The sequence below is a fragment of the Salinisphaera sp. S4-8 genome, from assembly GCF_040361235.1.
In the GTDB taxonomy this organism is placed as follows: Bacteria; Pseudomonadota; Gammaproteobacteria; order Nevskiales; family Salinisphaeraceae; genus Salinisphaera.
In genome coordinates, this window is record NZ_APNF01000013.1 from 25,835 (window position 1) to 52,299 (window position 26,465).

24 protein-coding genes are annotated in these 26,465 nt (G+C 60.2%); 10 read left to right on the plus strand and 14 right to left on the minus strand.

Annotated features, from left to right (window positions below; genetic code table 11):
- Nucleotides 1-130: 130 nt before the first annotated feature.
- Complete coding sequence (locus S4A8_RS16395) at nt 131-802, minus strand: response regulator (RefSeq protein ID WP_353178474.1); 672 nt, start codon at nt 800-802, stop codon at nt 131-133.
- Between the two features lie 429 nt (nt 803-1,231).
- On the opposite strand from S4A8_RS16395, the gene S4A8_RS16400 reads away from it, so the two are divergent.
- Nucleotides 1,232-1,900, plus strand: coding sequence for a haloacid dehalogenase type II (locus S4A8_RS16400; RefSeq protein ID WP_353220948.1), 669 nt, complete (start codon nt 1,232-1,234; stop codon nt 1,898-1,900).
- 52 nt (nt 1,901-1,952) lie between these two features.
- On the opposite strand, the gene S4A8_RS16405 is transcribed toward S4A8_RS16400, so the two are convergent.
- From S4A8_RS16405 to S4A8_RS16425, 5 genes are all read right to left on the minus strand, one after another.
- Nucleotides 1,953-3,206, minus strand: a complete 1,254-nt coding sequence (locus tag S4A8_RS16405; protein WP_353220949.1) for an EAL and HDOD domain-containing protein — start codon at nt 3,204-3,206, stop codon at nt 1,953-1,955.
- Nucleotides 3,103-4,482: a replication-associated recombination protein A gene (locus tag S4A8_RS16410; RefSeq protein ID WP_353220950.1), complete on the minus strand. Its 1,380-nt coding sequence runs from the start codon at nt 4,480-4,482 to the stop codon at nt 3,103-3,105. The genes S4A8_RS16405 and S4A8_RS16410 overlap by 104 nt, the downstream gene beginning before the upstream one ends.
- The gene (locus S4A8_RS16415) at nt 4,451-4,855 is read right to left on the minus strand and encodes a VanZ family protein (protein ID WP_353220951.1); all 405 of its coding nucleotides are present in this window, start codon (nt 4,853-4,855) and stop codon (nt 4,451-4,453) included. The genes S4A8_RS16410 and S4A8_RS16415 overlap by 32 nt, the downstream gene beginning before the upstream one ends.
- Nucleotides 4,855-5,496 (minus strand): outer membrane lipoprotein periplasmic chaperone LolA, encoded by a 642-nt coding sequence (gene lolA / locus S4A8_RS16420; RefSeq protein WP_353178465.1) that lies wholly within the window; start codon nt 5,494-5,496, stop codon nt 4,855-4,857. The genes S4A8_RS16415 and lolA overlap by 1 nt, the downstream gene beginning before the upstream one ends.
- Before the next feature lie 130 nt (nt 5,497-5,626).
- Nucleotides 5,627-8,068 carry a DNA translocase FtsK gene (locus S4A8_RS16425; RefSeq protein ID WP_353220952.1) on the minus strand — a complete coding sequence of 814 codons (2,442 nt, stop codon included), beginning with the start codon at nt 8,066-8,068 and terminating at the stop codon, nt 5,627-5,629.
- A gap of 279 nt (nt 8,069-8,347) precedes the next feature.
- Here S4A8_RS16425 and S4A8_RS16430 point away from each other — a divergent pair, with 279 nt between their 5' ends.
- From S4A8_RS16430 to S4A8_RS16465, 8 genes are all read left to right on the plus strand, one after another.
- Nucleotides 8,348-8,683: a hypothetical protein gene (locus S4A8_RS16430; RefSeq protein ID WP_353178461.1), complete on the plus strand. Its 336-nt coding sequence runs from the start codon at nt 8,348-8,350 to the stop codon at nt 8,681-8,683.
- A gap of 276 nt (nt 8,684-8,959) precedes the next feature.
- Nucleotides 8,960-10,102, plus strand: coding sequence for a GNAT family N-acetyltransferase (locus S4A8_RS16435; protein WP_353220953.1), 1,143 nt, complete (start codon nt 8,960-8,962; stop codon nt 10,100-10,102).
- Nucleotides 10,099-10,839 (plus strand): leucyl/phenylalanyl-tRNA--protein transferase, encoded by a 741-nt coding sequence (gene aat, locus S4A8_RS16440; protein WP_353220954.1) that lies wholly within the window; start codon nt 10,099-10,101, stop codon nt 10,837-10,839. Before S4A8_RS16435 ends, aat begins: the two co-directional genes overlap by 4 nt.
- An 87-nt stretch (nt 10,840-10,926) precedes the next feature.
- Complete coding sequence (infA, locus tag S4A8_RS16445) at nt 10,927-11,145, plus strand: translation initiation factor IF-1 (RefSeq protein WP_006912554.1); 219 nt, start codon at nt 10,927-10,929, stop codon at nt 11,143-11,145.
- Between the two features lie 163 nt (nt 11,146-11,308).
- The gene (locus tag S4A8_RS16450; protein ID WP_353220955.1) at nt 11,309-11,725 is read left to right on the plus strand and encodes a pilin; all 417 of its coding nucleotides are present in this window, start codon (nt 11,309-11,311) and stop codon (nt 11,723-11,725) included.
- Nucleotides 11,726-11,894: 169 nt separating this feature from the next.
- Nucleotides 11,895-13,787, plus strand: coding sequence for a tetratricopeptide repeat protein (locus S4A8_RS16455; RefSeq protein WP_353220956.1), 1,893 nt, complete (start codon nt 11,895-11,897; stop codon nt 13,785-13,787).
- Nucleotides 13,788-13,901: 114 nt separating this feature from the next.
- Entirely contained in the window at nt 13,902-14,774 is an 873-nt protein-coding gene (locus S4A8_RS16460; RefSeq protein WP_353220957.1) for a glycosyltransferase family 2 protein, read from the plus strand.
- Nucleotides 14,775-14,827: 53 nt separating this feature from the next.
- On the plus strand, nt 14,828-16,078 hold the full coding sequence (locus tag S4A8_RS16465) for a lipopolysaccharide biosynthesis protein (protein WP_353220958.1): 1,251 nt from the start codon (nt 14,828-14,830) through the stop codon (nt 16,076-16,078).
- A 38-nt stretch (nt 16,079-16,116) separates the two neighbouring features.
- Here the strand turns inward: S4A8_RS16465 and S4A8_RS16470 are convergent, their stop codons facing one another.
- The 4 genes from S4A8_RS16470 to S4A8_RS16485 are packed head-to-tail and all read right to left on the minus strand — an operon-like array spanning nt 16,117 to nt 19,829.
- Complete coding sequence (locus S4A8_RS16470; RefSeq protein WP_353220959.1) at nt 16,117-16,848, minus strand: class I SAM-dependent methyltransferase; 732 nt, start codon at nt 16,846-16,848, stop codon at nt 16,117-16,119.
- Nucleotides 16,845-17,630: an aminoglycoside phosphotransferase/kinase family protein gene (locus S4A8_RS16475; protein ID WP_353220960.1), complete on the minus strand. Its 786-nt coding sequence runs from the start codon at nt 17,628-17,630 to the stop codon at nt 16,845-16,847. The genes S4A8_RS16470 and S4A8_RS16475 overlap by 4 nt, the downstream gene beginning before the upstream one ends.
- Nucleotides 17,627-18,655: a glycosyltransferase family 4 protein gene (locus S4A8_RS16480; RefSeq protein ID WP_353220961.1), complete on the minus strand. Its 1,029-nt coding sequence runs from the start codon at nt 18,653-18,655 to the stop codon at nt 17,627-17,629. Before S4A8_RS16480 ends, S4A8_RS16475 begins: the two co-directional genes overlap by 4 nt.
- Nucleotides 18,656-18,671: 16 nt before the next feature.
- A complete protein-coding gene (locus tag S4A8_RS16485) occupies nt 18,672-19,829 on the minus strand; it encodes a glycosyltransferase family 4 protein (RefSeq protein WP_353220962.1) in 1,158 nt (385 codons plus the stop codon).
- Nucleotides 19,830-20,088: 259 nt separating this feature from the next.
- Between S4A8_RS16485 and S4A8_RS16490 the strand changes: the two genes are divergently transcribed.
- A complete protein-coding gene (locus tag S4A8_RS16490) occupies nt 20,089-20,751 on the plus strand; it encodes a pilin (protein WP_353220963.1) in 663 nt (220 codons plus the stop codon).
- Nucleotides 20,752-21,154: 403 nt separating this feature from the next.
- On the opposite strand, the gene pelG is transcribed toward S4A8_RS16490, so the two are convergent.
- The 4 genes from pelG to S4A8_RS16510 are packed head-to-tail and all read right to left on the minus strand — an operon-like array spanning nt 21,155 to nt 26,464.
- Nucleotides 21,155-22,537 (minus strand): exopolysaccharide Pel transporter PelG, encoded by a 1,383-nt coding sequence (pelG, locus tag S4A8_RS16495; protein WP_353220964.1) that lies wholly within the window; start codon nt 22,535-22,537, stop codon nt 21,155-21,157.
- A 3-nt stretch (nt 22,538-22,540) separates the two neighbouring features.
- On the minus strand, nt 22,541-24,124 hold the full coding sequence (pelF, locus tag S4A8_RS16500) for a GT4 family glycosyltransferase PelF (RefSeq protein WP_353220965.1): 1,584 nt from the start codon (nt 24,122-24,124) through the stop codon (nt 22,541-22,543).
- Nucleotides 24,121-25,113 (minus strand): tetratricopeptide repeat protein, encoded by a 993-nt coding sequence (locus S4A8_RS16505; protein WP_353220966.1) that lies wholly within the window; start codon nt 25,111-25,113, stop codon nt 24,121-24,123. The genes pelF and S4A8_RS16505 overlap by 4 nt, the downstream gene beginning before the upstream one ends.
- Nucleotides 25,100-26,464 carry a PelD GGDEF domain-containing protein gene (locus S4A8_RS16510; protein WP_353180642.1) on the minus strand — a complete coding sequence of 455 codons (1,365 nt, stop codon included), beginning with the start codon at nt 26,462-26,464 and terminating at the stop codon, nt 25,100-25,102. The genes S4A8_RS16505 and S4A8_RS16510 overlap by 14 nt, the downstream gene beginning before the upstream one ends.
- Nucleotide 26,465 lies beyond the last annotated feature (1 nt).

Here is a 26,465-nt window from a genome sequence, read left to right on the forward strand (position 1 = left end):
ATTGATAATGCGCTAACTTTAGCGGCGCGCTTGAAGTGCTGGTAGCGCGCCCGGCACGAATCGGCCTTCGGTCTTAATGGCGTTTCTTCGCGTTCGTTTGCGAACAAGATGCGGGCTCAAGCACAGCCGATCAGCTGTCGCTATTGCTCGGCGCGCCCGGCGCGCTACGGCCATAGCTGGCCCAGTCGATGTCCAGACTGCGCGCGGCAATCACTGCCTGGGTGCGCGTATGCACACCGAGTTTGCGCAGGATGGCGGTGATATGCGCCTTGACCGTCGCCTCGGAAATATCCAGATCGATGGCGATCTGCTTGTTGAGCAGGCCATCGGTGAGCATGACCAGCACCCGCTGCTGCTGGGGGGTGAGCAGGGCCAGCTTGTCGGTGAATTCGTTATCGCTATTGGGCACTTCGTCGACCGTTTCCGGCGCCCAGCGATCGCCGGCGAGCACTGTCTCGATTGCGTGCGCCATCATCTCGGGCGACGCCGATTTGGGAATGAAGCCAGCCGCGCCGTGGTCGAGCGCGGCACGCGCCACGCCGGCATCCTCGTAGGCCGAGACCACGATCACCGGTAGCGCCGGGGCCACACTGCGTGCATGCACCAGCGCGGAATAGCCGCGCGCGCCCGGCATGTTCAGATCCAGCAACAGCAGATCCAGATCGCCACCGCGCTTGAGCGTATCGCTGAGTTCGTCGAACGAGCCGACCGTCTCCAGCACCGGCGTATCCAGGCATTGCTTGACCGCCTGGCTGAGCGCGGAACGAAACAAGGGATGGTCATCTGCAATTAGGACTTTCATCGCGCCTCTAGAAGGTTGGCCGCCGTAGCCAGCACAACGGCGACGTTCAATGCCGTGATCATAAACGACCTGCCGGACTCATACCTACGATCGTCCGCCGGTTCTGCCCTGAAACCTCTCGATTTTATCGACTTATCAAGCCTGCATGAAAATACCTTCGAGGCGACGTTGCAGCAGACAGACACCCGCGACTGCGCCGCACGCTGCGCTCGGTCCATACGTAACGGTCGCTCGTAATGCCGGTTATCCATCGAGACATGGAATCACTGCCGGTTTTACCCGCGCGTCGGGCGCAAACAGGCGCTGCAAATCATAACCCCTGATTGACCCAAGGCGCTGAATGGACTGATGTTCGCCGCACGCGATATCGCAATCCGCAGGCTGCGTCCGTAACATCCGAGTAACACGCATTTTCCCGCCCCGAGCGTCATGCCCCACCGCCATCTCGTTTTCGATGTCAACGAAACGCTGCTCGATCTCGCGCCGCTGGATTCGGTGTTCGAAAGCCTGTTCGGCAGCGCCGCTGTGCGCCAGCAATGGTTCGAGAACCTGTTGCACTGGTCGACGATCACCACACTGACCGGCGAGTTCCGCGACTTTACCCAGCTCGCCGATGCCTGTCTCGAAGCGCTCGCGGGCGACAAGCCGCTCGCGCGCAGCGACAAGGATCGTGTCTTCGACGCCATCGCCACCCTCGCACCGCACCCCGAGGTCAGCGACGCGCTCACCCTGTTGCGCGAGCACGGCTTCAAGCTGGTCGCGCTGACCAACTCCGCGCAAAAGACCGTCGACCAGCAGTTCGCCCATGCCGGCCTGACGCCCCTGTTCGATCATGTGCTATCGGTGGATCATGCACGCAAGTACAAACCGCACCCGGCAGCCTATGCCGTAGCGGCCAACGCACTCGACTGCGACCTGTTCGCGCTGCGGCTGATCGCCGCGCATGACTGGGACGTCACCGGCGCTATTCGGGCCGGCTGTGCCGGCGCATTCGTTGCGCGCCACGGCGCGGTCATGAACCCCGTCGGCGAAGTCCCCGATATCGTCGGCACGGATCTGGCTGACGTCGCACAACGCATCATCGAACACGACGGCTAGGCGGGGCACAAATATTCACCGGCGGGCGCCGAGCCCACGCCACGGCGTTCGACTAGGCGAGCAACTCGCCCTGTCTGCCCGCGATACCGACGGCATCACGAAACGCCTCCATGAACGCGTTCGTATCGATACCGATTCCACGTAATACGGTCCACGGTGTGGCTTCGAGATCGCCGCGCTCGTGGCGTAAGGTCGCCTCCAGAATCGCGCCAAGCGGACCTTTGCGTTCTACGACCGCGTCGATAATGATGGGATGGAACGGCGCCTGCTTGAGTATCTCCGGCAACGGGCGGTCCATGAACGCATCCAGACACGACAACAGGCCGATCATGAACCCCATCGGCCCCTCCCCGACCGCGCGCTTTTCGCAAAGATGCTGACACATCAGACTGCGGCTGATCGCAATGTACTGCAGCGCCCGCGGTTTGCGCTCGAGCCGCGACAACACCAGCAGGCTGGCGAACGCGCGTACGCGGTTTAATCCCAATGCCAGAATGGCGCGGCTGAGCGACGTGATTTTACGCGCGACACCGAATGTCGATGAATTGACGAGCTTGAGCAAGCGCAAACTCAGATAGGGATCGGCGCTGACCAGCCTGCTCACCTGCTCGACGTCGGCCTTCGGGTCGTTCAGGCGGGCTAGCAATTCGATGACGCGTACATGGGCAGCCGGTAACAGCTGGCCATGCACCGGTTCCGGACGGGCCAGAAAGTAGCCCTGAAAAAGATCGCAACCGAGTGCGCGACACCGTTCGAAGTCTTCCCGGGTTTCGATCTTTTCCGCCAGAATCTGAATATCCGGGTAGCGCGCACGCAACGCGTCGATCGCGCGCGCCAGGGATGTCGGCGAAAACGCCGGGTACTCGAGCTTTACGATCTGCGCGTACGACAGGAGTGGATGCTCGGCATGGGCGTGCGCGTAGTCATCCAGCGCGATCCGGTAACCTGCCGAATTCAAGCCAAAACAAACGCCGTGGCCTGCATGATGACGGGCCACGTCGTTACGACTACTGGGGTTTTCAAAAACCGAAGCAAACCGTGCGCTTCGATATGTCCGAACTATCGGCAAATAAGGAATTTCCTTAATTCGATCGGACAGATTGATACGGGCCGTGCCCATGTGCGCTGCCAAAGCGGGCTGGTTTGCGTGCTGGATTACGCTTCGCGAATCCCCTACGGGCCCAGGGCGGGTGCGGCGACGACTATTCGTCGCCCGGGTGGCTGCGCGTGACGCGCTGATCGCGAGCCTGTGCATCCTGCGCACGCAGACGCGCGAGCTTTTCGCCGATCTTGATTTCGAGGCCACGTGCGACCGGTTCGTAGTAGCGGGTGCCGGCCAGTTCCTCCGGCAGATAGCTATCGCCAGCCGCATAGCCTTCGGCCTCGTGATGCGCATAGCGATAGCCCTCGGCATACCCGAGGTCCTTCATCAGCTTGGTCGGCGCATTGCGGATATGCATGGGCACTTCCAGCGTGCCGTGCTCGCGGGCGTCGCGCCAGGCGGCGTTGAACGCCATGTACACCGCGTTCGACTTGGGCGCACAGGCCAGATAAACGGCCGCTTGGGCGATGGCCAGCTCGCCTTCGGGCGAGCCCAGACGTTCGTAGGTATCCCACGCATCGAGCGTGAGCCGCAGCGCACGCGGGTCGGCATTGCCGATATCCTCGCTGGCCATGCGCGTGACACGGCGGGCGACATAGCGCGGGTCGCAACCGGCTTCGAGCATACGCGACAGCCAGTAGAGCGTGGCGTCCGGGTCGCTGCCGCGCACGCTTTTATGCAAGGCCGACATCTGGTCGTAGAAATAGTCGCCGCCCTTGTCGAAGCGCCGTAGCCCCTCGCGCAGTACTTCGTCGAGATCGGCCTGGGTGATTTCGCCGGTGCCGTCATCGCGCCCGGCCGCGATATCCGCCGCCAGTTCGAGCAGATTGAGCGCGCGCCGCGCATCGCCATCGGCACGCGCAGCCAGCTGGTCGCGCAGCGCGTCGGACATATCCAGATCGCGCGCGCCCAGGCCATGCTCGACGTCAGCCAACGCGCGGTCGATGAGTTCACGGATGACGCCGGGATCGAGCGCGCGCAAGACATAGGTTCGCGTACGCGAAAGCAACGCGTTGTTGACCTCGAACGACGGATTTTCCGTGGTCGCGCCCACGAGCACGACCGTGCCATCCTCGACGTAGGGCAGCAGCCCGTCCTGCTGGGCCTTGTTGAAACGATGCACCTCGTCGACGAACAACAGCGTGCCCCGGCCTTCGGCCTCACGCGCCTGGCGGGCCTCGGCGACGGCGGCACGAATATCCTTCACGCCGGCCATGACGGCCGAGATTTGCACGAAGCGGATATCGACTTCGGCGGCCAGCAGTCGCGCGAGCGTGGTCTTGCCGGTACCCGGCGGGCCCCACAGGATCATGGAATGAATACGCCCGGCCGCCAGCGCACGCGCCAGGGGTTTATCCGGCCCCAGAATATGCGTCTGGCCGACATAATCGGCCAGACGCGCCGGGCGCATGCGGTCGGCCAGCGGCCGACCGGCGCTGGCTACGGGGCTATCGAGGTTGATCTGCTTTTGTCGCGACACGCGCGTCAAGATACCCCAGCCAGCGCATGGCACCAAAGCGGGCCAGCGTCACGCCCGCCAGCACACCGAAGGAATCGGCCATAAGATCGTGCATGTCGGCGCTGCGATAGGGCGTGAACGACTGCGCAATCTCGATGAACGCACCGAACAGAATCATCAGTATGATCACGCGCCCATAGCGCGGCGCCAACAGATTCCCGAACCAGCCGGAGAGCAACGCGAACGCGGCGAAGTGCTCGAACTTGTCGAAGTTCGCAACCTGTGGCTGCGGTGGATGCGGCATGAGACAGGCGTAGGTCAGAACGCCGCAGCCCAGCAGCCCGAGCGCGAGCCAGAACCGGCCGAGCGCGTAATCCTCACGTACGAGAGTCATTAGCGTGCCTGTGTATTCATTCCGCGGCCGTCCACCACTTCCACGTCGTCGGGAATATCCAGCGTGAAGCGCGAGTCCGCGAGTTTCGGGTTGAGTTCGATATCGGAAAAACGGATATGCGTGGTCTGGCCGAGATTGTCGTCCAGCTCCATGACGCTGGGTACCTGGTCTTTCAGGCCGAGGCGTACTTCCTGGAAGTCGGTGTCATCGGCGCGCGGCGTCAAACGCACCCAGCTCATGCCATCGCGCGTACCGGCCGACACGATATCGAAGGCATCTTCGAGCGCGGCGCCGCCAGTGAGCAATAGCGCAGGCGTGGCCTGGAGCGTGGCATCGATACTGCGAATGGTGACCTGGGCCAGATCGACGTCATAAAAACGAAAGGTCTCGCCGTCGCTGACGATCACCTGCTTATAGGGCGCGGTATATTCCCAACGGAACCGGTCCGGGCGCGACAACAAAAATGTGCCGCTGGCCTGTTGCAGGGTCTGGCCGTTGTCGTCCTTTTGCTCTTGCTCGAAATGCGCCGACAGGCTGTCGACATTGTTATAGAAGGCTTCGAGATCGCCCACGCCGTCGGCCTGCGCGGTGAGCGCGGCGCACAGCAGAACGAGGGCTACGAGAATTCGACGCAGAGGCATTACAGCGCTCCTTGGTAGAGAAAACGGTCGGGCATGGCCAGCCGATGCTAAGTGCCGGCTATGAATCACGCCTGAACTGATCGTCCATTACGCCCGTTTGAGAACTTAACGGCCGCAGCCGGAGAAAAATTCAGTCCTCAGGCGGCGGTGGTGCGAGCACCTCGCGTCCGCCGCTGCCTTCGGCGGCACTCACGATACCGGCATTCTCCATTTGCTCGATCAAACGCGCCGAGCGGTTGTAGCCAACCCGCAGGCGCCGTTGTACGTAGGAAATGGAGGCCTTGCGGGTCTTGGTGACAATCGCCACCGCCTGGTCGTAGAGCGGATCCGCCTCGGCGTCTTCCTCGTCGTCTACACCGCCCTCGCCGTCTGCACCGCCGCCGTCGAGGATTTCGTCGATATAGTCGGGCGCACCGACCTGCTTGAGATATTCCACCACCTTGTGCACTTCATGGTCGTCCACGAAGGCGCCATGCACACGGGTGGAAAACCCCGTGCCCGGCGGCAGATAAAGCATATCGCCGTGACCGAGCAGGCTTTCCGCGCCCTGCTGATCGAGAATCGTGCGCGAGTCGATCTTCGAGGCGACCTGGAAACCGATACGCGTGGGGATATTGGCCTTGATCAGGCCGGTGATCACGTCCACCGATGGCCGCTGGGTGGCCAGAATCATGTGCAACCCGGCTGCACGTGCCTTCTGGGCAATACGCGCGATGAGTTCTTCGACCTTCTTGCCGACCACCATCATCATGTCGGCCAGTTCGTCGACGATGATCACGATCGCCGGCATCGGGTCGAGCGTGGGCACTTCTTCGCCGGCCTCGGCCTGATCGTTGGATTGCGCATTCTTGAGCAGCGGATCCTCGATCGGCGTACCCGCTTCGATGGCCTTGCGCACCTTGGTGTTGTAGCCAGCGACGTTACGCACGCCGAGCGCAGCCATGAGTTTGTAGCGCCGCTCCATTTCGCCCACGCACCAGCGCAGCGCATTGGCGGCGTCCTTCATGTCGGTCACCACGGGTGCCAGCAAATGCGGGATGCCCTCGTAGACCGACAGTTCCAGCATCTTCGGGTCGATCATGATCAGGCGCACCTGTTCGGCGGTCGCCTTGTGCAGAATCGACAGGATCATGGCGTTGACCGCCACCGATTTACCCGAGCCGGTCGTACCCGCCACCAGCAGATGCGGCATCTTGCCCAGATCGGCGGTGACCGGATTGCCGCCGATGTCCTTGCCCAGCGCCATGGTCAGCGGCGACTTGTTGCCCGAGTACAGCGGCGATTCCAGAATTTCGCGCAGCGCGACGATTTCGCGATCGGCATTCGGAATTTCGAGGCCGACCACCGATTTGCCGGGAATGACCTCGACCACGCGTACGCTGGTGGTCGACATCGCGCGTGCCAGATCCTTGGCCAGATTGGAAATCTGGCTGACCTTCACACCGGGCGCCGGGTCCAGCTCGAAACGGGTGATCACCGGCCCCGGCTCGACCGCCACCACCTTGCCCTGGACATTGAAATCCGCCAGATGCTGTTCCAGCTGCTCGGACATCCGCTGCAGCACGGCCTCGTCCTGATCGTGCTTGGACTCGCGCGCCGGATCGAGCAACGCGGTGGGCGGGATCGGGCTATCGCGTTCCGGATCGTAGGTGGGCACATCGACATGGGCTTCGATGGGCAGATCCAGCTGGCTGGCCTTGACCGATTTCTTGGGCTTTTTGACCTTCACGCCGCCGCTGGACACGGCCGGTGTGGCGGCCTCTGCCTCTTTCGAGGCGCCATTGTCGAATTTAGGCTCGATCCGCGACTTCTTCCTGGGCGCCGGTTTCGTCGGGGCTGCGGCTTTACGCTCCGCCCGGTTGGCCTGCCAGGCACGGAATCGATCGAGCGTTTCGGTAAAGCCGCCGTGCAACAGGCTCAGCACGAAATGACCGGTGCGCTCGGTGACCACCAGCCAGGAAAAGCCCAACCCGACGGAGAGCGTGATCACGAACACTGTAATCAACAGCCACGCCGCGCCCAACGTATTGATCACGCTGGCAATCGCGCCCGCGCTGGCTGCCCCAAGAATACCGCCACTGCCCTGCGGCATGACCTGGGTCTGATCGCCCAGGGCAAGCCACGCCAGGCCACAGCCGGACACCAGCCACAGCAATAGCGCGCTGGCGCGGATACTGCGCGAGAACACATCGCTGCGTTCACGCTCGCTGTTGGCGAATACCAACCAGCCGCCGTAAAGCACCAGCCAGGGAAAGATGAAGCCCAGATAGCCGAACAGGCTCAGCAGCACATCGGCAAACCAGGCGCCCGGCGCACCAAACAGATTGCGGATCGCCGTACCGTCGCCCAGGCCCGACCAGCCCGGGTCACGCGGGCTGTACGACACCAGCGCGGCCAGCAGGAATAAAGTAATCGCCGCGGCCGCGAACAGCACGGCCTCACGCATCAGCCGCCCCAGGCGCTGCCGATAGCGGCTCGGCGGCGCACTGGGCGTGTCTTTCTCACGCGCCTTGGCGCTGGGCTTGGGCCCTGCTTTACTGGCTTTGGTTTGCTTGGCGGCTGCCTTTGCCATCAATCGCCCTTCACGGCCGTGGATCGAACACGGCGTTGCCAATCCAACAATTCACTTGTCATCGCGCGAATTGTACCCGACACCACCCACCGCAGCGCAGCCAGACCTCGAACACCTGAGCGCAGCACCTTGAATCGGCGCGATTTGTGCACCATTTACTGGTGTACGATCAAACCAGAGATCGCAGCCGAATATCAGCACGCGCGGCGGTCGCTGGCCGGATCGAAAACACGGCCAAGCGCCGACGGTTTTGTGGCCCAACCCATAGCGGAGTACGTCATGTCCGTACATCATTTCCTGCTCACCCAGGACGGGGCGATCGAAGAATTCAGCGAAGACGAAGCCGCCGCGGTGGCCGAGGGTAAACGCGAGCTGCCCCAGTTCGCCGACAAACGCCTGCGCTATGTCCAGGTCGCCTACGAGGATCAGGCCAACGAAAACGGCGAGATCCACGTCAAAACCATGGGCGCGATCGTGAGTTTCGACGATGCCGGGCGGCTGCGCGAGGCCGGCAGTGCCGACAACGAACAGGACAAACTCGACGCCTTCGAGCACGATGCCTGCGTACAGTATGCGCTACGCGATACGCTGGGTCAGCGGTACGCGCTCAACTAGATACCATCTAGCGGCGCTGTCTTTATGCGTCAGCCGCGTTGCCCCGTGCGTATACGGTGGCTGTCCGTCTATGTTCTTATTCACATGCGACCGGCATACCGACACGGGCGTTAAACGGCTGATACCCAGTTAATGTCAACGCGTGCGACAACGCGCGCAGCGCACGACATGCATAAGCTCGCGCGGCCGTGACCCGTTCGCTCTACTGCATCGCCTTGAATTCAACGTAAACCACTTACCAACTCGCTGCCCCGATTAGCAAGATGTGATGCCGTCATGGCGCAACTCGTCCAGCTCGATTCCATTCTCGACATCCCTGCCGACCGCTGGGATGCGCTGTGCAGCGACGGCCAGCCGTTCGTGCGCCACGGCTTTCTGGCCGCGCTAGAAGCCAGCGAGAGCGTAAGCGCGGCCAGCGGTTGGGTGCCTGCCCACGGTATCCTCAAGAACGATACCGGCGAGATCATCGCCGCCGCACCGCTCTACGAAAAACATCACTCCTACGGCGAATTCGTGTTCGACTTCGCCTGGGCCAACGCCTATGCGCAGGTCGGTCTCGACTATTATCCCAAGCTGCTGAACGCCGTGCCCTTTACGCCGGTCTGTGGGCCACGTGTACTCGCGGTGGATCACAACGCACGGCGCGAACTCGCCCAGGCGCTGGCTGAACTACCGGGCAGCCAGAACGCATCTTCGCTGCATAGCCTGTTCGTCGATGACGACAGCGCCGCGGTATTGCGCGAAAGCGGGGCAATCGCCCGAAGGGGCTGTCAATATCGCTGGTACAACCGCGGCTATGACGATTTCGACGCATTTCTCGCCCAGTTATCGTCGAAGCGCCGCAAGGAAATCCGGCGCGAACGAAAGCGCATGCACGATGCCGGGGTCGAAGTTCGCGTATTACGACCCCAGGATATCGACGCCGAGCTTTGGCAAACGCTATATGCGTTCTACGGGCGCACTTACGCCATTCGCGGTCAGGCGCCCTACCTCACGCCAGCGTTTTTCAACGAGCTATGCCAGCGCATGCCCGAGCGCGTGCGTTTTTTCGTGGCCTATCACCGCGAACGTCCCGTGGGCATGGCCTTCATGATGCTCGGCGACGATACGCTTTACGGTCGCCATTGGGGTTGCGAAACTGATTACCATAGTCTGCACTTCGAAACCTGTTACTACGCCGGTATCGACTACTGTATCGAACACGGCTTGACCTGTTTCGACGCGGGCGCCCAGGGCGAGCACAAGATCCGGCGCGGCTTCGAACCGGTGGCCACCTGGTCGTATCATGTGATTTCGCATCCGCGGCTAGCGGCGGCCATCGATGACTTCTGTGTACGGGAAGCGGACATGATGGAATCCTTCCAGCGCGAACAACGCGAGCGCAGCAACTTCGCCGCCCATCCCGCGCACGGCACGTGAGTCGGTTACGCGTGTACTGGCTGGATCCGAATACGCCCGACGGCGCGTTCCCCGATCCGGAGCTCGCGCTGGACGAGCCCAACGGCCTGCTGGCCATGGGCGGCGATCTGTCGCCGCAGCGCCTGCGCCGCGCCTATGCCCAGGGTATTTTCCCCTGGTACAACCCCGACGAATCGATACTATGGTGGTGCCCTAACCCGCGCACCGTATTCGAAACCGACGCGATCCATATATCCCGCCGGCTCAAGCGCACGCTCGCCAAGGCCGACTACGCGGTCACCCTCGACGAGGACTTCAACAGCGTTATAAGCAGTTGCGCCGGCCTGCGCGCCGGCAACCCCGGCACCTGGCTCGGCCCGGAAATGCGCGCCGCCTACGCCAAGCTCCACGCGCTGGGTAATGCCCACTCGATCGAGGTGTGGCGCGAAGGCGCGCTCATTGGCGGCCTCTACGGCGTCGCACTGGGGCGCATGTTCTTCGGCGAATCCATGTTCTCGCGTGAAAGCGACGCCAGCAAGATCGCCCTGGTCTGGCTTGCCCGCCAGCTGCATGCCTGGGGTTTCCCCCTGCTCGACGGCCAGGTCGGCTCCGAACATCTCTATCGCATGGGGGCGATCGACCTACCGCGCAGCAAGTTCCTCAAGCGCGTTCGCCACGCCATCGAGAAACCTGGTCCCAGAGGCCCTTGGCAATTCGATATCGAAGTTCCCGCGGAGCCCCACCACCTGGGTCGCTAAGTCCGCGAACAAGCGCGGCGATTGAACCACTAACGCAAATCACCGATAATCCACCGGTTAAACCGTCAGAATCGAGATCAGGAGTCAATGGCCAAAGAAGACCACATCGAGATGGAAGGCACCGTCGTCGAGACGCTGCCCAACACCACCTTCCGCGTCAAGCTGGAAAACGGACACATCGTCACCGCCCATATTTCCGGCAAGATGCGCAAGCACTATATCCGTATCCTGCGCGGCGATACCGTCACGGTACAGATCACGCCCTACGACCTGAGCAAGGGCCGAATCACCTACCGCGGCCGCTAGTGACCAAACACGTCACCTTGTGACGTTCGAAGAATGACGAGCCACGTCACCACTGCCGCAGGCTATTGATAATAAAGGCCTAAAAAACTGGCATATGCCATGCAGGGATAGCAGCACGTCATCACAGACGCCGCTCTTCTTTCACGCCAAACGGGGAACCCAAATGCAAAAGCAGCAAGGCTTTACACTTATCGAACTGATGATCGTGGTCGCGATCATCGGCATCCTGGCGGCCATCGCCATTCCGCAATATCAGAACTACACCACCCGCGCCAAGGTGACTGAGGGTATTAGCCTCGCGTCGAGCGCCAAAACCGGCGTGTCTGAGTTCTATCAATCGCAAGGCACGCTGCCGAATGGCAACACCCAGGCTGGTTTGCCTGCGAGTGGAAGCATTACTGGCAACAACGTTAGCAGTGTTTCTGTGGGGAACAACGGCGCAATTACCGTTACCTATAGCGGCGCGCCGATTGCCTCAAACACAATCATATTCACCCCCAATACCGGTGACGGCAGTATTACCTGGACCTGTGACGGTGGCTCACTTGAAGACAAATATCGGCCTGCGAACTGTCGCTAATCAATAAGCACCGTTGTATATAGATGACTCTGAGTGAAAAGCCTCTGCCGTCATTGGCAGAGGCTTTTTCTTGGCTATTAAATGGCTGACATCCTGCTCCGTGGCCGCCAAAAGGTCGTCCGGTTTGTTCACTTTTAGAACAAGTTCTCTGTCTTCAGGGAAACGCGGCTTGTTTTACGGACTCCTGTTCTGGGCGATACTCATCGCTGCCGCCTGGCTGTTCTGGGCCGGGCTTTCCGGCCCCTTCCTGTTCGACGATATCCGCAACCTGGAACCGCTCGGGTTTGATGGGGGTATCAGCAATGCCGCCGACTTAGCCCGCTTCGTATTTTCCGGGGAATCCGGCCCCCTCGGTCGGCCTTTTAGTCTTTTGACGTTTGCCATGAACGACGTCAGCTGGCCTAGCGATCCGTGGCTTTTTAAATACACGAATCTGCTCATTCATATCCTCAACGGCGTGCTGGTCTTTACCCTCACACGCCAGCTCTGCCGGCTATGCCGCACGCCGGAAAACCAGACATTGGCCGTTGCGCTATGTGCGACTGCGATCTGGCTGATCCACCCACTACAGCTGACTCCGGTATTTCTGGTCGTTCAGCGAATGACAGAGCTGTCGGCCCTGTTCGTACTTGCGGGGCTTGTAACCTATCTTCGCGGCCGGCGCACCGCGGCCACCCGACCGTTAATAGGCTACGTGTTGATGTCGCTTGGCGTGGGCCTAGGCGGGATATTGGCGGTTCTGAGCAAGGAAAATGGCATCCTCCTGCCCTTGTTCATTGTCGTCATCGAAGCGACGATCGCCTCCGGCGCGCCACAATACAACCAACGACCGCGGGCCGCCTGGCGCGCAGTGTTCATTTGGCTGCCAATCGTGCTTCTCGCGGCCTATATTCTACGGGGCGTGCTCTATTCAGACGGCGGCCTACTGCCGCGCCGGAATTTCACGATGGGGGAGCGGCTTCTAACCGAAGCGCGGGTATTAATGGACTACTTGCGCCTCACCTTGCTACCCAACCTTAACGGTAGCGGCTTGTTCCATGACGATTATGTGCCGTCGAAAGGCCTGCTAAAGCCTGCCACGACGGTATTTTCAATCGTTGTTCTGGCCGCCTTGTTCATTGCGGCCCTATTCTATCGACGGCGTTATCCGGTGCTCGCGTTCGGCATCCTTTGGTTCCTGGCCGGCCATGCCCTGGAAGCGGGCCCGGTCAATCTGGAACTCTACTTCGAACACCGGAATTATCTACCACTGCTCGGTCCAGCGTTCGCCGCTGCCTGGTATGCACTCGTTGCTCGAATGGCTATGCGGCGATTTGTCGTGGGTGGACTACTCGCTTTCACTACACTCTGTGCCCTGGCGACATGGAACGCAAGCGCCGTCTGGGGCGATACCTGGCGCTTGGCAGCAATATCAGCTGACGAAAACCCGCGTTCCATTCGTGCCCAACAGTTTGCCGCGAGATATTGGTTCGATCGAGGCGACAAGCCGCGCACGACGTACTACCTGAAGCGGGCTCTTTCAACCCATACGGACGCGATCGGCGTGGCTTTTCAGACGCTTTATGTCGACTGCACGGATGGCAAGCTAGACACCATCGATTTGACCACATTGGTACGGATGGCGCGGCAAGGCCGCTACACTCCCATGGTGGGCGAGATGCTCAAATTGATGCGCACCGAACAAGTACTCAAGCAATGTGATGGGCTCTCGCTCGACGAGCTTTTGAAGATCAGCCGCAACCTTCTGGGCAACCCCAATTACCAGATGAGCGAAGCGCAAAGCATGCTCTATTACGAAATAGCACAGATATATGCGGATAAACGGGTTATCGATAAAGCGTTAGAGGCCGCTGATAGGGCGTACAGCGCGTCGCCGGACTACCGGATTCTGATGCAATGCGCCGCTTGGCTCGCGTCCGCTGGCGACTACAAACTGGCACTGAAATACGTCGACAAGTCACGCAGCTCAACAAAAGGCGTAGCTTGGTATGAGCTTTTTCTTGGGCAAAAGCAGCGCGAAATTGACCGCCTAGAACAAGCGATTCTTGAAGCGCGCACATGAATTGACATGGCCGCTATTGGACGGCCACGGAGCTAGCACCGCCGGGCGCGGCAACTACGATTTTGTTCAGTAAGAGCCCTGCTGTTGCTTGTCCAGCACCAGACGAGAACCATTATGACCCGTTGCGCCCTGTCAGTTGTTATTCCAGCCAAAAACGAGGCAGAGACGCTGACACGCCTGCTGCCCCGTATACAAAAATACCAGCCTAGCGTAGAGATTCTAGTTGTTGACGACGGGTCAACCGATCAAACTCGATCCGTGTGTGAAACCGCAAATGTACGCGTCGTGAGCCACCCATACTCCAAGGGTAACGGCGCAGCGATTAAAACCGGCGCACGTCACGCACGCGGTGACATCATCGTATTCATGGACGCTGACGGCCAGCACGATCCGGCGGATATCCACAAGCTGCTACACAAGATCGACGAGGGCTACGATCTCGTCGTGGGGGCGCGTAAGCGCAGTTCACAGGCCAGTGCTGCTCGCTGGATGGCCAACAGCTTCTACAATCGCTTTGCGAGCCGTTTCGTTGGCCAGCCGGTGGCTGATCTGACGTCTGGTTTTCGCGCCTGCCGCGCAGCACTTTTTCGCGAATTCCTGCATATGCTACCCAATGGGTTTTCATACCCGACCACGAGTACGATGGCTTTTTTCCGCGCCGGCTATTCGGTGGGCTATGTACCCATCAACGTCAACAAACGGCCCGAAGGGAGTACCAGCCATATCCGACTACTGCATGACGGCGCGCGGTTTTTACTTATTATTTTTCGCGTAGGCACCCTTTACTCGCCGCTGAAACTGTTCATCCCCATCAGCGCATTCTTCTTTGTTTCGGGGCTGAGCTACTACGGCTACACATTCGTCGTTGCCGGCCGTTTTACCAACGGGAGTGCCCTGTTATTAATTACGTCGGTCCTGGTATTCCTGATAGGTCTGGTTTCCGAGCAGATTACACAGTTGTTGTACGCCAGCCGTTCCGATTCCTGAGGCGCTGGCCGGCTGCGCTGCTAGTCAGACGCCGCTAACGTATCGGGCACCGGATGATCCATCGTTATCTATCGCTAGTGCAGGGTCCGATAGCGCGTGCCACCCTGCGCACCAGTGTTGTTCTGGGCGTCCGGCTGCTTGTGCAAGCGGGCACGCTGCTGCTTATTGCCCGCTTACTCGGCCCGCAGCAGTTCGGCGCATTCGCGGGGATTGCCGCTCTAGCCCTGGTCCTTGGAACCTTGTCCACTCTCGGCACGCATCTCGTGTTGCTGGGCGATATATCAAAGGCATCGCGACGCCGCGACGATCTCCTATCATTCGCACTTCCCACGACACTACTTTGTGGCGGCCTTCTGCTGACGCTTTACCTAGCGCTATGCGTGCTCGTACTACATGCAGCTGATATCTCCCTGCAGGTGATCCTTGCGGTGGGCGTTGCTGAAATCCTCCTGCAGCCCTTAATAGGGCTATGCGTAACGGAACACCACGGGCTCGGCCGCATCGCGCGCGCACAGCTCATTACCCTCGTTCCCTTAGTCATGCGGCTCATGGTTGCAGGCGGGCTTTGGGTGCTATCTCCATCGGATACGCTTGTCATTTACGCATACGGTTACGGTATGGCATCGGTGGCCACACTTGCGTTAGTCGTACAAACACTGCCGGCACCCTGGCCGTCGCCGACCCGATGGCGCCCCCCACGCGCAGTCGAGCTGAAAGAAGCGGCGGGCTTCGCCGCACTCAGTATCACCAAGGCCGGCCCCGGAGAACTCGACAAGACCCTAGCCACCCGACTATTACCGCTGACATCCGCTGGACTCTATGCAGCCAGTGCTCGGGTAATTGGCGCCACAACGCTACCGGTGACTGCGATGGCTTTGTCGGCCTTACCGCGACTTTTCCGTGACGGCGAAAGTAATTCAAGTCAGGCTATTACCCTCTCATGGTGGATGTTCACCTGCGCCACGGGCTATGGCCTGGCGTTAGCAGCTGTCTTATGGATGATGGCTCCCGCGTTTGGCTGGCTATTCGGCCCTGCCTACGCCGGCATGGATCAGTTAGTCCGCTGGTCGTGCATCGCCGTTCCTGCGATAGCCCTACGGTTGACCTCGGGTACTATTCTCATGGCATTAGGCAAGGCATGGGTACGAGCAGCTTTTGAGGCAGGTGGACTGGTGATACTGATGCTATCGAGTATTTTTTTAGTCCAGCATCTTGGGCTCGTTGGCATGCCACTAGCGCTGGCCTGCTCGGAGTGGACGATGGCGCTGGCCGGCTTCGTGTTTATCGCAGGCAAAAGACGTTAGCGATCGGCGCGCGCAGCGGCTGAGCCACGCCGGCTTTTTCAATCTCGAACGCGCCTAGCCACGACCACCAACTCGCTGCCAAAGCGGCTCAGTCCCAAGGCCCGACATAACCGTTCACCAACCAATTGAAGCCGCGCGCCCACCACAGGGCGACCCCATATGCTCGGCAACACTCGAAAGCCCTCGCATCTGACAACCGCAAATCCGGCGTCTTCCAGCATCTTGAACATATGCCGCCGAGACATGACGTTACGCGCTCCGGTGGGCTGCCACACGGCCATTCTGGACAACAGACCGCTGACACTCGCGCTATTGCGATGATTATTTACGATCAATATGCCACCTTCTGACATATGGGCGGCGACCCAGCTGAGCGCCTGTTGGCGTAGCTCCGACTCGGCGTTGAGGACGAATCGAAACATCGTCACGCAATCAAACGGCCCTATATCCGCTGGCGGATCGCGCGTAACGTCCACGCGCAGCAACGCTGCATCCGGTACACGCTGCGTCGCAACGGCGAGCATGTCTTGGGAAACATCAATCCCGAGCGAACGCTGGAATACCGAGTGGCCCACCTTTAACAGGCGGCCTGTGCCGCACGCGAAATCGAGATAGCAGGTTGCGCCCGCGGCAGCAGCCTGCCTGATCTGGTGGCGAACAAACGGTTTCACAAACGCGTCCCATATGAGCGCGTCGAGTCGCACCGCGTGTTCTGCATCGTAGCGTTCGCCAACCTTATCGCCAGTATGAGAGTCACGGTACGAAGTCATTTACTACCCGAAGCGTCCAGAAAAATCGCTCTATTGAGAATTTTAGTCGCTCGGCGCCGTTTCACCAACGCGACTGGCCATGCCAAACGCCCCTCGTAGCTATTGATAAATCGCAACGCCATACGATAGCTGAGATTACGAACAGCGCGTAAAGCCTGAGGCGTCAACGCACCGGCCTCGTCTAGATACGCTTGAATGAAAACCTCGGCCGCACGCGTATGGTGTTCGATATCGAAGCGCATGAGTTTATGCAGGGGGTGACTGAGTAGAAGTCCCATATGCATAGAAGCCAAATCGATAGCCCCGCAGCCACGAACGTAGCCTTGCCGCAACGTAAATCGCCCGGGTAACGGATCGATTATTAGAAAACCGAACTTCGGCCGCCAGAAAACGTTCCCGTGCCATAAATCACAGTGAAGCCAGCCTATCGGCAGATTACGTTCCAGCACCTCGATATGTTCTTTCTCAAGCCCCCAATCATTTAACGGATAAGGCCCTTGCGCGAATAAAGCCTGATCGGCTTTTACAGGTTGCTGATGCATCCGGGTGAGCAAGCGTCCCAAACTGTCAAATAGACGCTCTTCAGTAACGAATTTTCCCAAATCCGACGGCAACTCGACGAATTCATAGTCAATCGATTGTTGATCGGTAACGACCCGTACGGGAGATATTGTTTCGACGCCGTCTACCCGCGAACAAATATGGCGCAGAATCTGAATGCGGTGCCAATCTGTCTGGACATGCCGACCATGATACTTGCGGAACTCACGCGGACTCTTCACGCGCGTTTCCCATGCTGCACCATATCGCCGTAGATGGAGATATAGGCGTTTAATACCGTTGCCGCCGAGTAGCGGCTTAACGCTGCCTGCCGTGCATTTTCAGCAAGCGAAGAACACAAGCCATTTTCATGCGCGAGCCGACGAATAGCGCGTGCAAACTCCAACACATCGTCCTGGCGGCAAGTAATCCCTGTAACGTCATCGTGGACTATCTCGGATAGCGAAGAACCTCGTGTCGCAATAACCGGCAGGCCGCAAGCCATGGCCTCAATTACGGATAGTGGCAAGCCTTCGCTACGCGATGGAAACAACAGGGCATCGGCACTTTGCATCGCGGCGACAACGGCATCGGATCCAACCAGCCGTCCCAGGTCATGCGTATTGCGAGGCATTTTCTCGCCGACTACCCCGCCCGCGGTATAAAACAGCTCGAACTCGTCTCCCAGCTCGTCCATGATCGGCCCAAGCAAATCCACCCCCTTGCGCGCGCTCCAGCTGCCGACATACAGCAGCCGAAAAGGCTCATCTGGCCGCCGCTTTCGTTCACCCGGCCGAAAAAAACGGGTGTCCACGCCGTTGTAAATTACGTCGGCCGGGACTCCAACCAACGTGCGTTTGGCGGTGTCGGCGACGAAGCGACTGACGGCGACTACCCGGGCCGCGCGCCGCATAATGCGACGTTCTCGGGGCGCGATCCAGAAACGATGGTAGGCGGCACGGAGATTGCCCTTATAGCGACGCAGGTCGGGGTGATGAACAGCATGGTGCAGCGTCGCAACTACAGGCAAACCGCGCGGCAGAAAACGCGGATGCAGCCAAGTGTTGACGTGCACCAGCCTCGCCCAGGCGGGTGGCTTGGGAACGGACACCGTCCATGGCGCATATTCGGCCCGTAGTGGCAACCACGTGATATGTGCACGTATACCCTGCGCCCGTAACTGGCAGACGAGCCGTTGTGTAAAAATGTCAGTACCGGTACCCGTGCGCACGGTGGGAAACCATACTGCGATAGCGGTCGGTTTCACAGCAGCGTCCATCGACTCAACGCCTGGAGGCCAAGCATAGGCCTTTAATTTCCTGCGCGAGCGCCTGGCCAAAAGCCGGCCATGCGAACTGCTTGGCGTGTTGGTATAAACCCGCTTCGCTCAAAGGCTCGTCCAGGAGCCTGTGGATGCACTCGGCAAACACCACCGGCTGCCCGACAGGCACGAGATGACCGGAATAACCATCGGCTACCGCGTCAATCACGCCGCCCGTCGCATAGGCGACGGTGGGCAAACCGTAAGCGGCGGCTTCCACCGCCACCATCCCGAAACCTTCAGGGTCCCCGGCGATATGTCTCACGGGGAACACATGTACGGCGGCGGCGCGATAGGCGCTAGCAAGCAGGTCGCGGTCGATGATCGGTCCAAGAAACCGAATATTCGTTCCAACACCCGCCTGGTTCGCAGCCTCCTGAATATCGGCGGGCGATTGTGCAGCAGCCTTCAACGCATGGACCGGCACATCGCCGATAATCACGAGTAGTACATCGGGATGTTGTTCGACTACGCGCGGTAGCACCTCAACGACAAACTCACGCAACCCCTTACGCTGAGTCAAGCGGCCGACGGACAATAAAAACCGACGATTGCCAAGGCCATAACGTAGCCTGAATGCGTCGCCCAAGCTTGGATCGGGAGCGGCCGCCGGCAAATCAACGCCCGGGTGGACGATGGCGATACGCTCGGCGGCAACGCCGATGTCACGCGTAAGATCTGCGGTAGCGTGACTATTGGCGATAACCCGGTCTACGCGCCTGAGAAATGGCAGCCAGAGCACTCGATACGAAAGACTCGCAATGCTGACGTCTAACCCATGGACGTACGCCACGCTTCGAGCACCAGAGGCTTTCGCGGTGACCGCTGCGATAGGGGCGGTCAGCCCGCTTCCCGCTAAGATTATGTCCGGTTCCAACTTGCGTGCGACCCGTATTGCTCGCCAGGTGGCTACGGCGATGAATCTCCAGAGCGGCGAGAGCGGCACTTCATCGACCTCGACAGCCTCGGGCTTAAGCGCGGCCGACCCGCGTGGCGAGACAATATGCGCCTCAGCATACTTAGCGAGTTCAGCCGCCATATGCCAATTGAGCCGCTCCATCCCACCGAGGAGCGGCGGGAGATTACGCGTAATAATTAATATTTTTATTCGTTTCTGCATACAATCATTATCGAGGACAGCACGGGTAGTTTGCGATACGAGGGAGCATAAAGGGCTCTCAAGCTGAACTTCCTTTCTACAGGAAGACGGTCAAAACAAAACCGATAGCTTTTGTCCTGCCAACGCGGATCGACTGCAAGGAGAATAGTGGGGCCAGCATATGCATAAACTCCTAGGCAAAGGAGATATCCCCGACACGCAAGCCGCTCAAAACCGGCATAATCGCGTGGCTATACCAAAGGGATGTTGGCGTTACACCATGCCGGAGCTTACGCCACAAATTTTCAGAACAGAGCAGTCGAGATTCACAATCCGCGGCGGACTACAAACGCTCGCCCCCCGTCGGCACACTAGCGACCAGCGCGTTCCAACGCCACACGCCCTACCGCCCATCGAAACACCGGTCGATTACATTAATACTATTCGCGGAAAGCTACGTAGCAACGCCAGCCGCCGCACGTCCGGCTTCACGCTGATCGAACTCATGATCGTGGTCGCGATCATCGGCATACTCGCGGCTATTGCCGTGCCCTCGTACTACGGCTATGTGGCACGCGCACAGTTTTCCGAAGGGCTGAGTCTTGCGGGCGGCCTGAAAACCGAGGTCGCGAACGCGTATCAGGCGCGCCATCGATTGACCGGTATTGATAACGGCACCGGCAGCATTCCGCCGGCCGCCGATATCAGCGGCACCTACGTGTCCAGCGTCGTGGTCGCGGACGGCGTCATCACCGCGCGATTTAGTGGCGATAGTGCGCTTTCCGACGAAACGATGACGCTACGCCCCATACCATCTGGCGACGCCTTAACCTGGCGCTGTACGACGACCGCCGGGTTCACGAAGGCCCCGGCCAGCTGCCGCACCAAGACGCCCGACGTGCCGGACAGCGATGAGATTCCCGTGGACGATGGCCAACCATAGCATCGCGCGCTGGGTTACGAGGGATCATCTAACGCGGCGGAGTCACGCCACCACCGCGCTTGCAGCCGAAGTGCTCACATTCAGCCATGGAGCGGTCCCGTGTTGGCGTACGGCCCTCGGCCTAAGCCAACCTACGCGGCTTCGGCGGAGCCTGCAGGCGTAGGTTGGATTAGCGCAGCGTAATCCAACAAGGATCGTGGCCAGGCGGGTCGATACGGCCAGCGCGCTCCGAACTGGCCATCGGGCGGTTCCGCGTTGGCGTACGGCCTTCTGCCGAAGCCAACCTACGCGGCTTCGGCGAAGCTGCGGGCTTGGGCGAAGGTCGGATTAGCGCCGCCGACACAGAACGGGCTACTCGCCCGCCGGCTAGAGTCGCCGGCGGGGTTGCGTAGCCGTGGGCGGTTCACCCCTGACGCTGCAGCATGAACGTCTGATACGTGAGCTTCTGGAACTCGCGGTCGAGGAAGGCCAGGCCCGCCAGCGACGAGATCATCAGCGAGATGGCGAAGCCGTAGCCGTAGAAGATCGCCCCGAGATACATACTCAATAACGTCAGCAGCACGTTACTAACGAAGAACAACAGGCATAGGCCGAGCGCGATCTTGAGTTTATCCAGATAGAAGATCACGTTGAGAATCGCCATGAACAACACCTGCATGCCCACCGCGACGATATCGATATTGAACAGCGGCACGTAGTACTGGGAAAAGCCCAGCCAGTCGATCAGCGACGGCGCAATCAGCAACAGCGCCACGACGGTAATGCCCTGGATCTTGAAGATATCGTAAACACCCTGCTGCACCGTCTCGACCATGCGATCCAGGCGCAGTTCGATATGGGCAAGCGTATCGCCACCGCGTACCGCATCGTAATAGGCGTCGTAGCGTTCGGCGAAATCGGTTTCCAGACGAATCAGGAACACGGCCATGCCCGGCACGATCGACAGATAGGCCAGAAAGATCGGGAAATCGTAGATCGGCGAGGCGCGCAGCGGCCCGATCACCTGTTCCGAGGTCGCCGGGTTGTACCAGAACAGGAACTTGTCTGCCCAGAGGCCGAGGTTATAGAACAGCCCGGTAAAGGCCAGCGAGCGATACGTCATCTTGGCGTGACGAATATCGAACGCCGCGATGCGGTCGCCCGGGTAATAGCGCAGCACGAGGAACAGCAGAATATAGAACAGAATGCCCTGGCCGATCACGAAACCGCCGAGCAGGCCTTCGAGATCGTAACGGCGCAGCGCCATACCGAGTATGAAAGTGATGCTGTAGCCGATGAAAAACGCCCACAGCACCTGGCGATACGCCTTCATGCCTGTGATGAACACCGTGATGCACCAGATATTGGTCAGCAGCACGAAGCCCACGAACATCTCGACGCGATACAGCAGCGGCGTGCCACCGAACAGCGTATAGAGCACCGTCAGCCCGATCGCGGCGGCCAGCAGGTTCATCATCGTCAGCAGGCCGATCAGGTTCGGCAGAATCGTGCCGTCCTTCTTTTCGAACAGCCGATCGGCCACGAAACGGGTGAACAGCAGCTGCGCGATGCCCGACAGACTCAGTGACGACGCAACCAGGTAGGTCACCGATACCAGAAACTGCCAGATCTCCTGGGAGCGATCCGGCAACAGCCCCAGCGTGAGCAGGCCGATGGCCATGATGACCAGAATCGACAGCACCCACGGGCCGGAGCTGATGATGCCGGCGTAACCGTAGGCACGCAGCAGACCGAAATAGCTGTCCTTGCGTAGCAGCTTGCGCAGCTCGAAACCGATACCGGCCATGCCCTACTCCCCTGCGGCCGCTATCGGCCGCGCGCGTTGATCGCCCGCTTCCGCATACAGATGTTCATAACGTTCGAGCATGAGCTGCTCGGAATAGTGTTCGTCAACGCGCTTCATGCCGACTTCTCGCGCCGCTTCCCAGGCCTCGCGATCGGTCAGTAGATCGAGAATGGCGGCCGCGGTTTCGCCCGGGTCGGCAATCGGCACGATCCGGCCGGCGGCATGCGCCGGATCCGGCGGCGTGGTCAGCGATGTAGCGCGTTCCTTGGGATGACCGTGTACCAGCTCATAGCAGGAACCGACGTCGGTACATACCACCGGAATGCCCGAGGCCATCGCCTCGAGAGCCACCAGCGGCTGGGCTTCGCTGATGGAAGTCAGCGTGGCTACGCGAATACGGGCGAAGACATCCTCGGCTTTCTGGAAACCGCGAAACTGCACAATTCCACCCAGGTCCAGCTGGGCGGCCAGATCCCGACATTCCTGTGCGTATTCCGGGTCTTCCGATTCCGGACCCACGATCCAGCCCTGGGCGCCCGGCAGACGCGAGGCCACGATACGCATGGCGCGCACGAACGTCTTGATTTCCTTGATCGGCGCCACGCGCCCGATCAGCGCGATAATCGGCGCGGTGTTCTGACCGGTTTGTTCGCGCAGCGGCGCAAACCGGCTGATGTTGATGCCATTAGGAATCACCCGCGTATGCTCGGCCGGCGCGCCGTCGATGATCTGGCGTTCGCGGTTGCCCTCGTAGAGCGTGGTAATCGGGTTGGCCGCGGCATAGGTCAGCCGGCCGATCCCATCGAAAAAACGAATCCACAGCCGGCGGATATAACTCACGTCATGACGAAACCCGTGCGTGAGCACGTCGTCATAGGTACGAATCCAATCCGCCTCGGTCAGATCGATCTGGCGTTCCTTGGTATAGATGCCATGCTCGGTCACGATGAACGGCAGGTCGTGCATATGCCGCGCCAGCGCCCCGAGAAAACCAGCATAGCCGGTCGAAATCGAGTGCAGGCAGCGCGTCGGCGGCAGATTGCGGGCGATGCGCGCGAGCATGAACAACGGCGAATGCATGTTGCGCACCGACCAGAAGTAATCCAGGAACGACGGATCGGTACAGTACTTGCGGTAGTACTCCACGATCTGTTCCCAGGCCTGGCGACTGTAGAGGAAATCCTCGTGGGCCAGACCGCCCTTCTTGCCCAGTAGTTGTGCGACTTCACACAACTGGGTGTTCGGGTCCGAGCTGCGTGGATCCTTGAAGTACTGGTGCAGATTGTCGCTGGCCTTGAACGCCTTGCGGTTACCTTCGAACTGCCGCGGTTCGTCGACGCCGCGACCGACATCCATCAAGTAATGGCATTCCAGATGCACCACGTTGTCGGGCTTGTCGTAGAGAATGCCGTTATAGGCGGCTTCGCTACCGCCCATGAAGACAATCGCAAAACGCCGGTGGGGCAAGCCGCGAATCATCTGCTCCACCCAGCTGGCCACGCCGCCGCGCACCATCGGGTAGGTGCCTTCGAGCAGCAGCGTGACATCCGCTGGCGGGTCGTTGGGTCGCAGGGTGGGCCATTTCATAACCAGTACTCCATTACCGGCCGCATAACGGGGTTGTTCGCCGCGCGCGCGCTCATGCGCTCGAGCGCCGGGGCCACATCGCGATAGTCGCCGCGCACGAATGCAAGTTCTGCCCAGCGCGGCGCGACATCGTCGCCGGAAAGTCCAAGCCGTTCGGCGCGCCGCAGCGCATCCTCGGCCTCGTCGTAATCACGCAGTTCCATACAGATACGTGCACGCAGCAAGGAACGCTGGGCCGTATCGTGGCGCTCGATCGCGGTGTCGATCGCATCCCGAGACTTCGTCAGCATCAGATCCTTCACGCTGCCCTTGGCCAGTTCCAGATAGGAAAACTCCCAGAACAACAACGCGCGTTCTTCGTGCAGCTCACCATCCGGGTCGCCGCTGGCTGCGATCGCGTCGCGGACATGGTTGAGCTGGCCTTCCAGATCCCGCTCGATCGAATTGAGCATGGCATAGGCCAGCAGGCGCACTTCGTCCGCGGAGTCGCTGAGTGCAGAGCGCAAAATCGGCACAGCATCACGCCGTGGCAGATGGCGACAGGCCAGAATCGCCTGCTGGCGCCGGTTACGATCATCGAAATGCGTCAACACCGACGACAGCCCGTCGCGCATGAATACGTCGTTGGGGTCCACGCTCACCGGCTGAAACGGCAGATCCGGAATTGCCAGTGCGTCCCAGGCCTTGGGTTTCTCGCGATACGCGAAATACAGCCCGGCGAGCATGCCTACGGTCAAGCCGATCGCGCCCAGCGGCGGGGTAAACACGCTGGCCGTGGCCAGAAAGGCAAAGCCGCCGCCGACCGGGCGTTTGTAGGTCGGCGGCAGGGCCAGGTACAAGCCCACGATCAACACCGCACAGGCCACCAAATGCACCAGCAAAATGGTGATCAAGCCGACCGGTGCGTGCCAGCCGATGACGAACGCCCACGTGGCCAGCGCTTCGATCAGCAGGCCCAGCGGAATGAGGATGAGACTAAGCAGGCGCATTTTGCTCGGCCTGACGGCGGATACCGGCGACCAGATTGGCCGCCGACTGCTTGCCGTCGACATTGCGCTGGTGGAACACCAGACCGCTTTCCGCGACATCGATGCCGAAACGCTCGTTGAGCAGCAATGTCATACGCTCGCGATAGGCCGCCGAACCACGCGCCGGCGTCAACGGCATGAGCACGAAGATCAGCTTCGCGTCGTGGCCCAGGTCCGTGGTCCAGGCATAGTCGAGTGCACGCAGCTGCTCGTAGATCAGATCGATGAGCGTTTCACTGCTGACGTTATCGATATGCCCGGGCACCTCGTACGCCACCAGCAACGAATTGAGCTTGTAACGCGAGGCGTAGCGCGACCAGCGTTTGAGCCGCTGCTCGAACTGGAAGCGTGCCAGCTCGGCATCTGCCGGCGTACGCGCATAGGCCTCGGTGATGATATCGCCAAGGTTACCGCCCAGCACCGACAGCAGATGCAGATTGCCACGTTCGAACTCGACGAACGGCATCTCGGTGACCGTCACGATCGCCCAGATCTTGTCGTTGACGTCGATCAGCGGAATGACCGCGAGCAACGGCTGCGTCCGATCCTGCAGCTCTTCTTCCATCTCGCTCTTGAGACTGATCATGCTGCGATGCTCAAGACAGGCCTGCACCATCGGATCGGTCGCGATGTCACGATCGATCGGTCGCCCACCAATAAAGGCCAGCGGCTCGCGTTCGACGCGCTCACGCTCATCGACGCGATAGATCGCGCCCTGCTCCACGCGTCCTTCATGCGAGATGAAGCTCAACAGATCCGTCGCACGCTCGGTAAGAATGTCGTCGCCCGGCTCGACCACGTCGAAACGCTCGGCCAACGCCAGCAATACGTCGCGCAGATTATGCGGGTTGGCCGCCAGGCGCTCGGCGAGCTGGTCATGGGAAACACGCAGTACATGAAAATTACGCACGAACTCTTCAAGGCGGGTGCCCTGATAGTCGTTGATGATCTTCATCTGCGTGATGCGCCGACGCCAGATATCGGTGAACTCGCCGGCCACCATGCCCGTGAGCAACACACCGATTGCATACTCGATCGGCAACGCATCGGTCGTCCAGCCCGCGCCGGCGGCCACCATCATGATCGCCACCGTCAGCAACGCCGAGGCAAAGCCGAACAGAAAGCCGTAGCGCAGCCCCGCCAGTAGCGGACCCAGGATCAGCCAAGCGAACGAACTCCCATAGAACAGCGGATCGTCGGCGTTGAACAACCAGCCGACGACCGGCACGAGTAGCGTAAGTACCGCCGTTTCCAGCATGCGCACCCAGATCGGTGGCACCTGGTAGTTCACGTCTTCAATTTGGGTGACCATA

Bases quoted from the DNA above. Each gene is read 5' to 3' on its own strand.
- S4A8_RS16465 (WP_353220958.1), top strand. From the start codon at position 14,828: ATGATCCATCGTTATCTATCGCTAGTGCAGGGTCCGATAGCGCGTGCC.
- pelF (WP_353220965.1), bottom strand. From the start codon at position 24,124: ATGAAATGGCCCACCCTGCGACCCAACGACCCGCCAGCGGATGTCACG.
- lolA (WP_353178465.1), bottom strand. From the start codon at position 5,496: ATGCCTCTGCGTCGAATTCTCGTAGCCCTCGTTCTGCTGTGCGCCGCG.
- infA (WP_006912554.1), top strand. From the start codon at position 10,927: ATGGCCAAAGAAGACCACATCGAGATGGAAGGCACCGTCGTCGAGACG.
- S4A8_RS16510 (WP_353180642.1), bottom strand. From the start codon at position 26,464: ATGGTCACCCAAATTGAAGACGTGAACTACCAGGTGCCACCGATCTGG.
- S4A8_RS16470 (WP_353220959.1), bottom strand. From the start codon at position 16,848: ATGACTTCGTACCGTGACTCTCATACTGGCGATAAGGTTGGCGAACGC.
- S4A8_RS16460 (WP_353220957.1), top strand. From the start codon at position 13,902: ATGACCCGTTGCGCCCTGTCAGTTGTTATTCCAGCCAAAAACGAGGCA.
- S4A8_RS16485 (WP_353220962.1), bottom strand. From the start codon at position 19,829: ATGCAGAAACGAATAAAAATATTAATTATTACGCGTAATCTCCCGCCG.
- S4A8_RS16400 (WP_353220948.1), top strand. From the start codon at position 1,232: ATGCCCCACCGCCATCTCGTTTTCGATGTCAACGAAACGCTGCTCGAT.
- S4A8_RS16505 (WP_353220966.1), bottom strand. From the start codon at position 25,113: ATGCGCCTGCTTAGTCTCATCCTCATTCCGCTGGGCCTGCTGATCGAA.
- S4A8_RS16415 (WP_353220951.1), bottom strand. From the start codon at position 4,855: ATGACTCTCGTACGTGAGGATTACGCGCTCGGCCGGTTCTGGCTCGCG.
- S4A8_RS16490 (WP_353220963.1), top strand. From the start codon at position 20,089: ATGCCGGAGCTTACGCCACAAATTTTCAGAACAGAGCAGTCGAGATTC.
- S4A8_RS16425 (WP_353220952.1), bottom strand. From the start codon at position 8,068: ATGGCAAAGGCAGCCGCCAAGCAAACCAAAGCCAGTAAAGCAGGGCCC.
- S4A8_RS16435 (WP_353220953.1), top strand. From the start codon at position 8,960: ATGGCGCAACTCGTCCAGCTCGATTCCATTCTCGACATCCCTGCCGAC.
- S4A8_RS16395 (WP_353178474.1), bottom strand. From the start codon at position 802: ATGAAAGTCCTAATTGCAGATGACCATCCCTTGTTTCGTTCCGCGCTC.
- S4A8_RS16450 (WP_353220955.1), top strand. From the start codon at position 11,309: ATGCAAAAGCAGCAAGGCTTTACACTTATCGAACTGATGATCGTGGTC.
- S4A8_RS16430 (WP_353178461.1), top strand. From the start codon at position 8,348: ATGTCCGTACATCATTTCCTGCTCACCCAGGACGGGGCGATCGAAGAA.
- pelG (WP_353220964.1), bottom strand. From the start codon at position 22,537: ATGGCCGGTATCGGTTTCGAGCTGCGCAAGCTGCTACGCAAGGACAGC.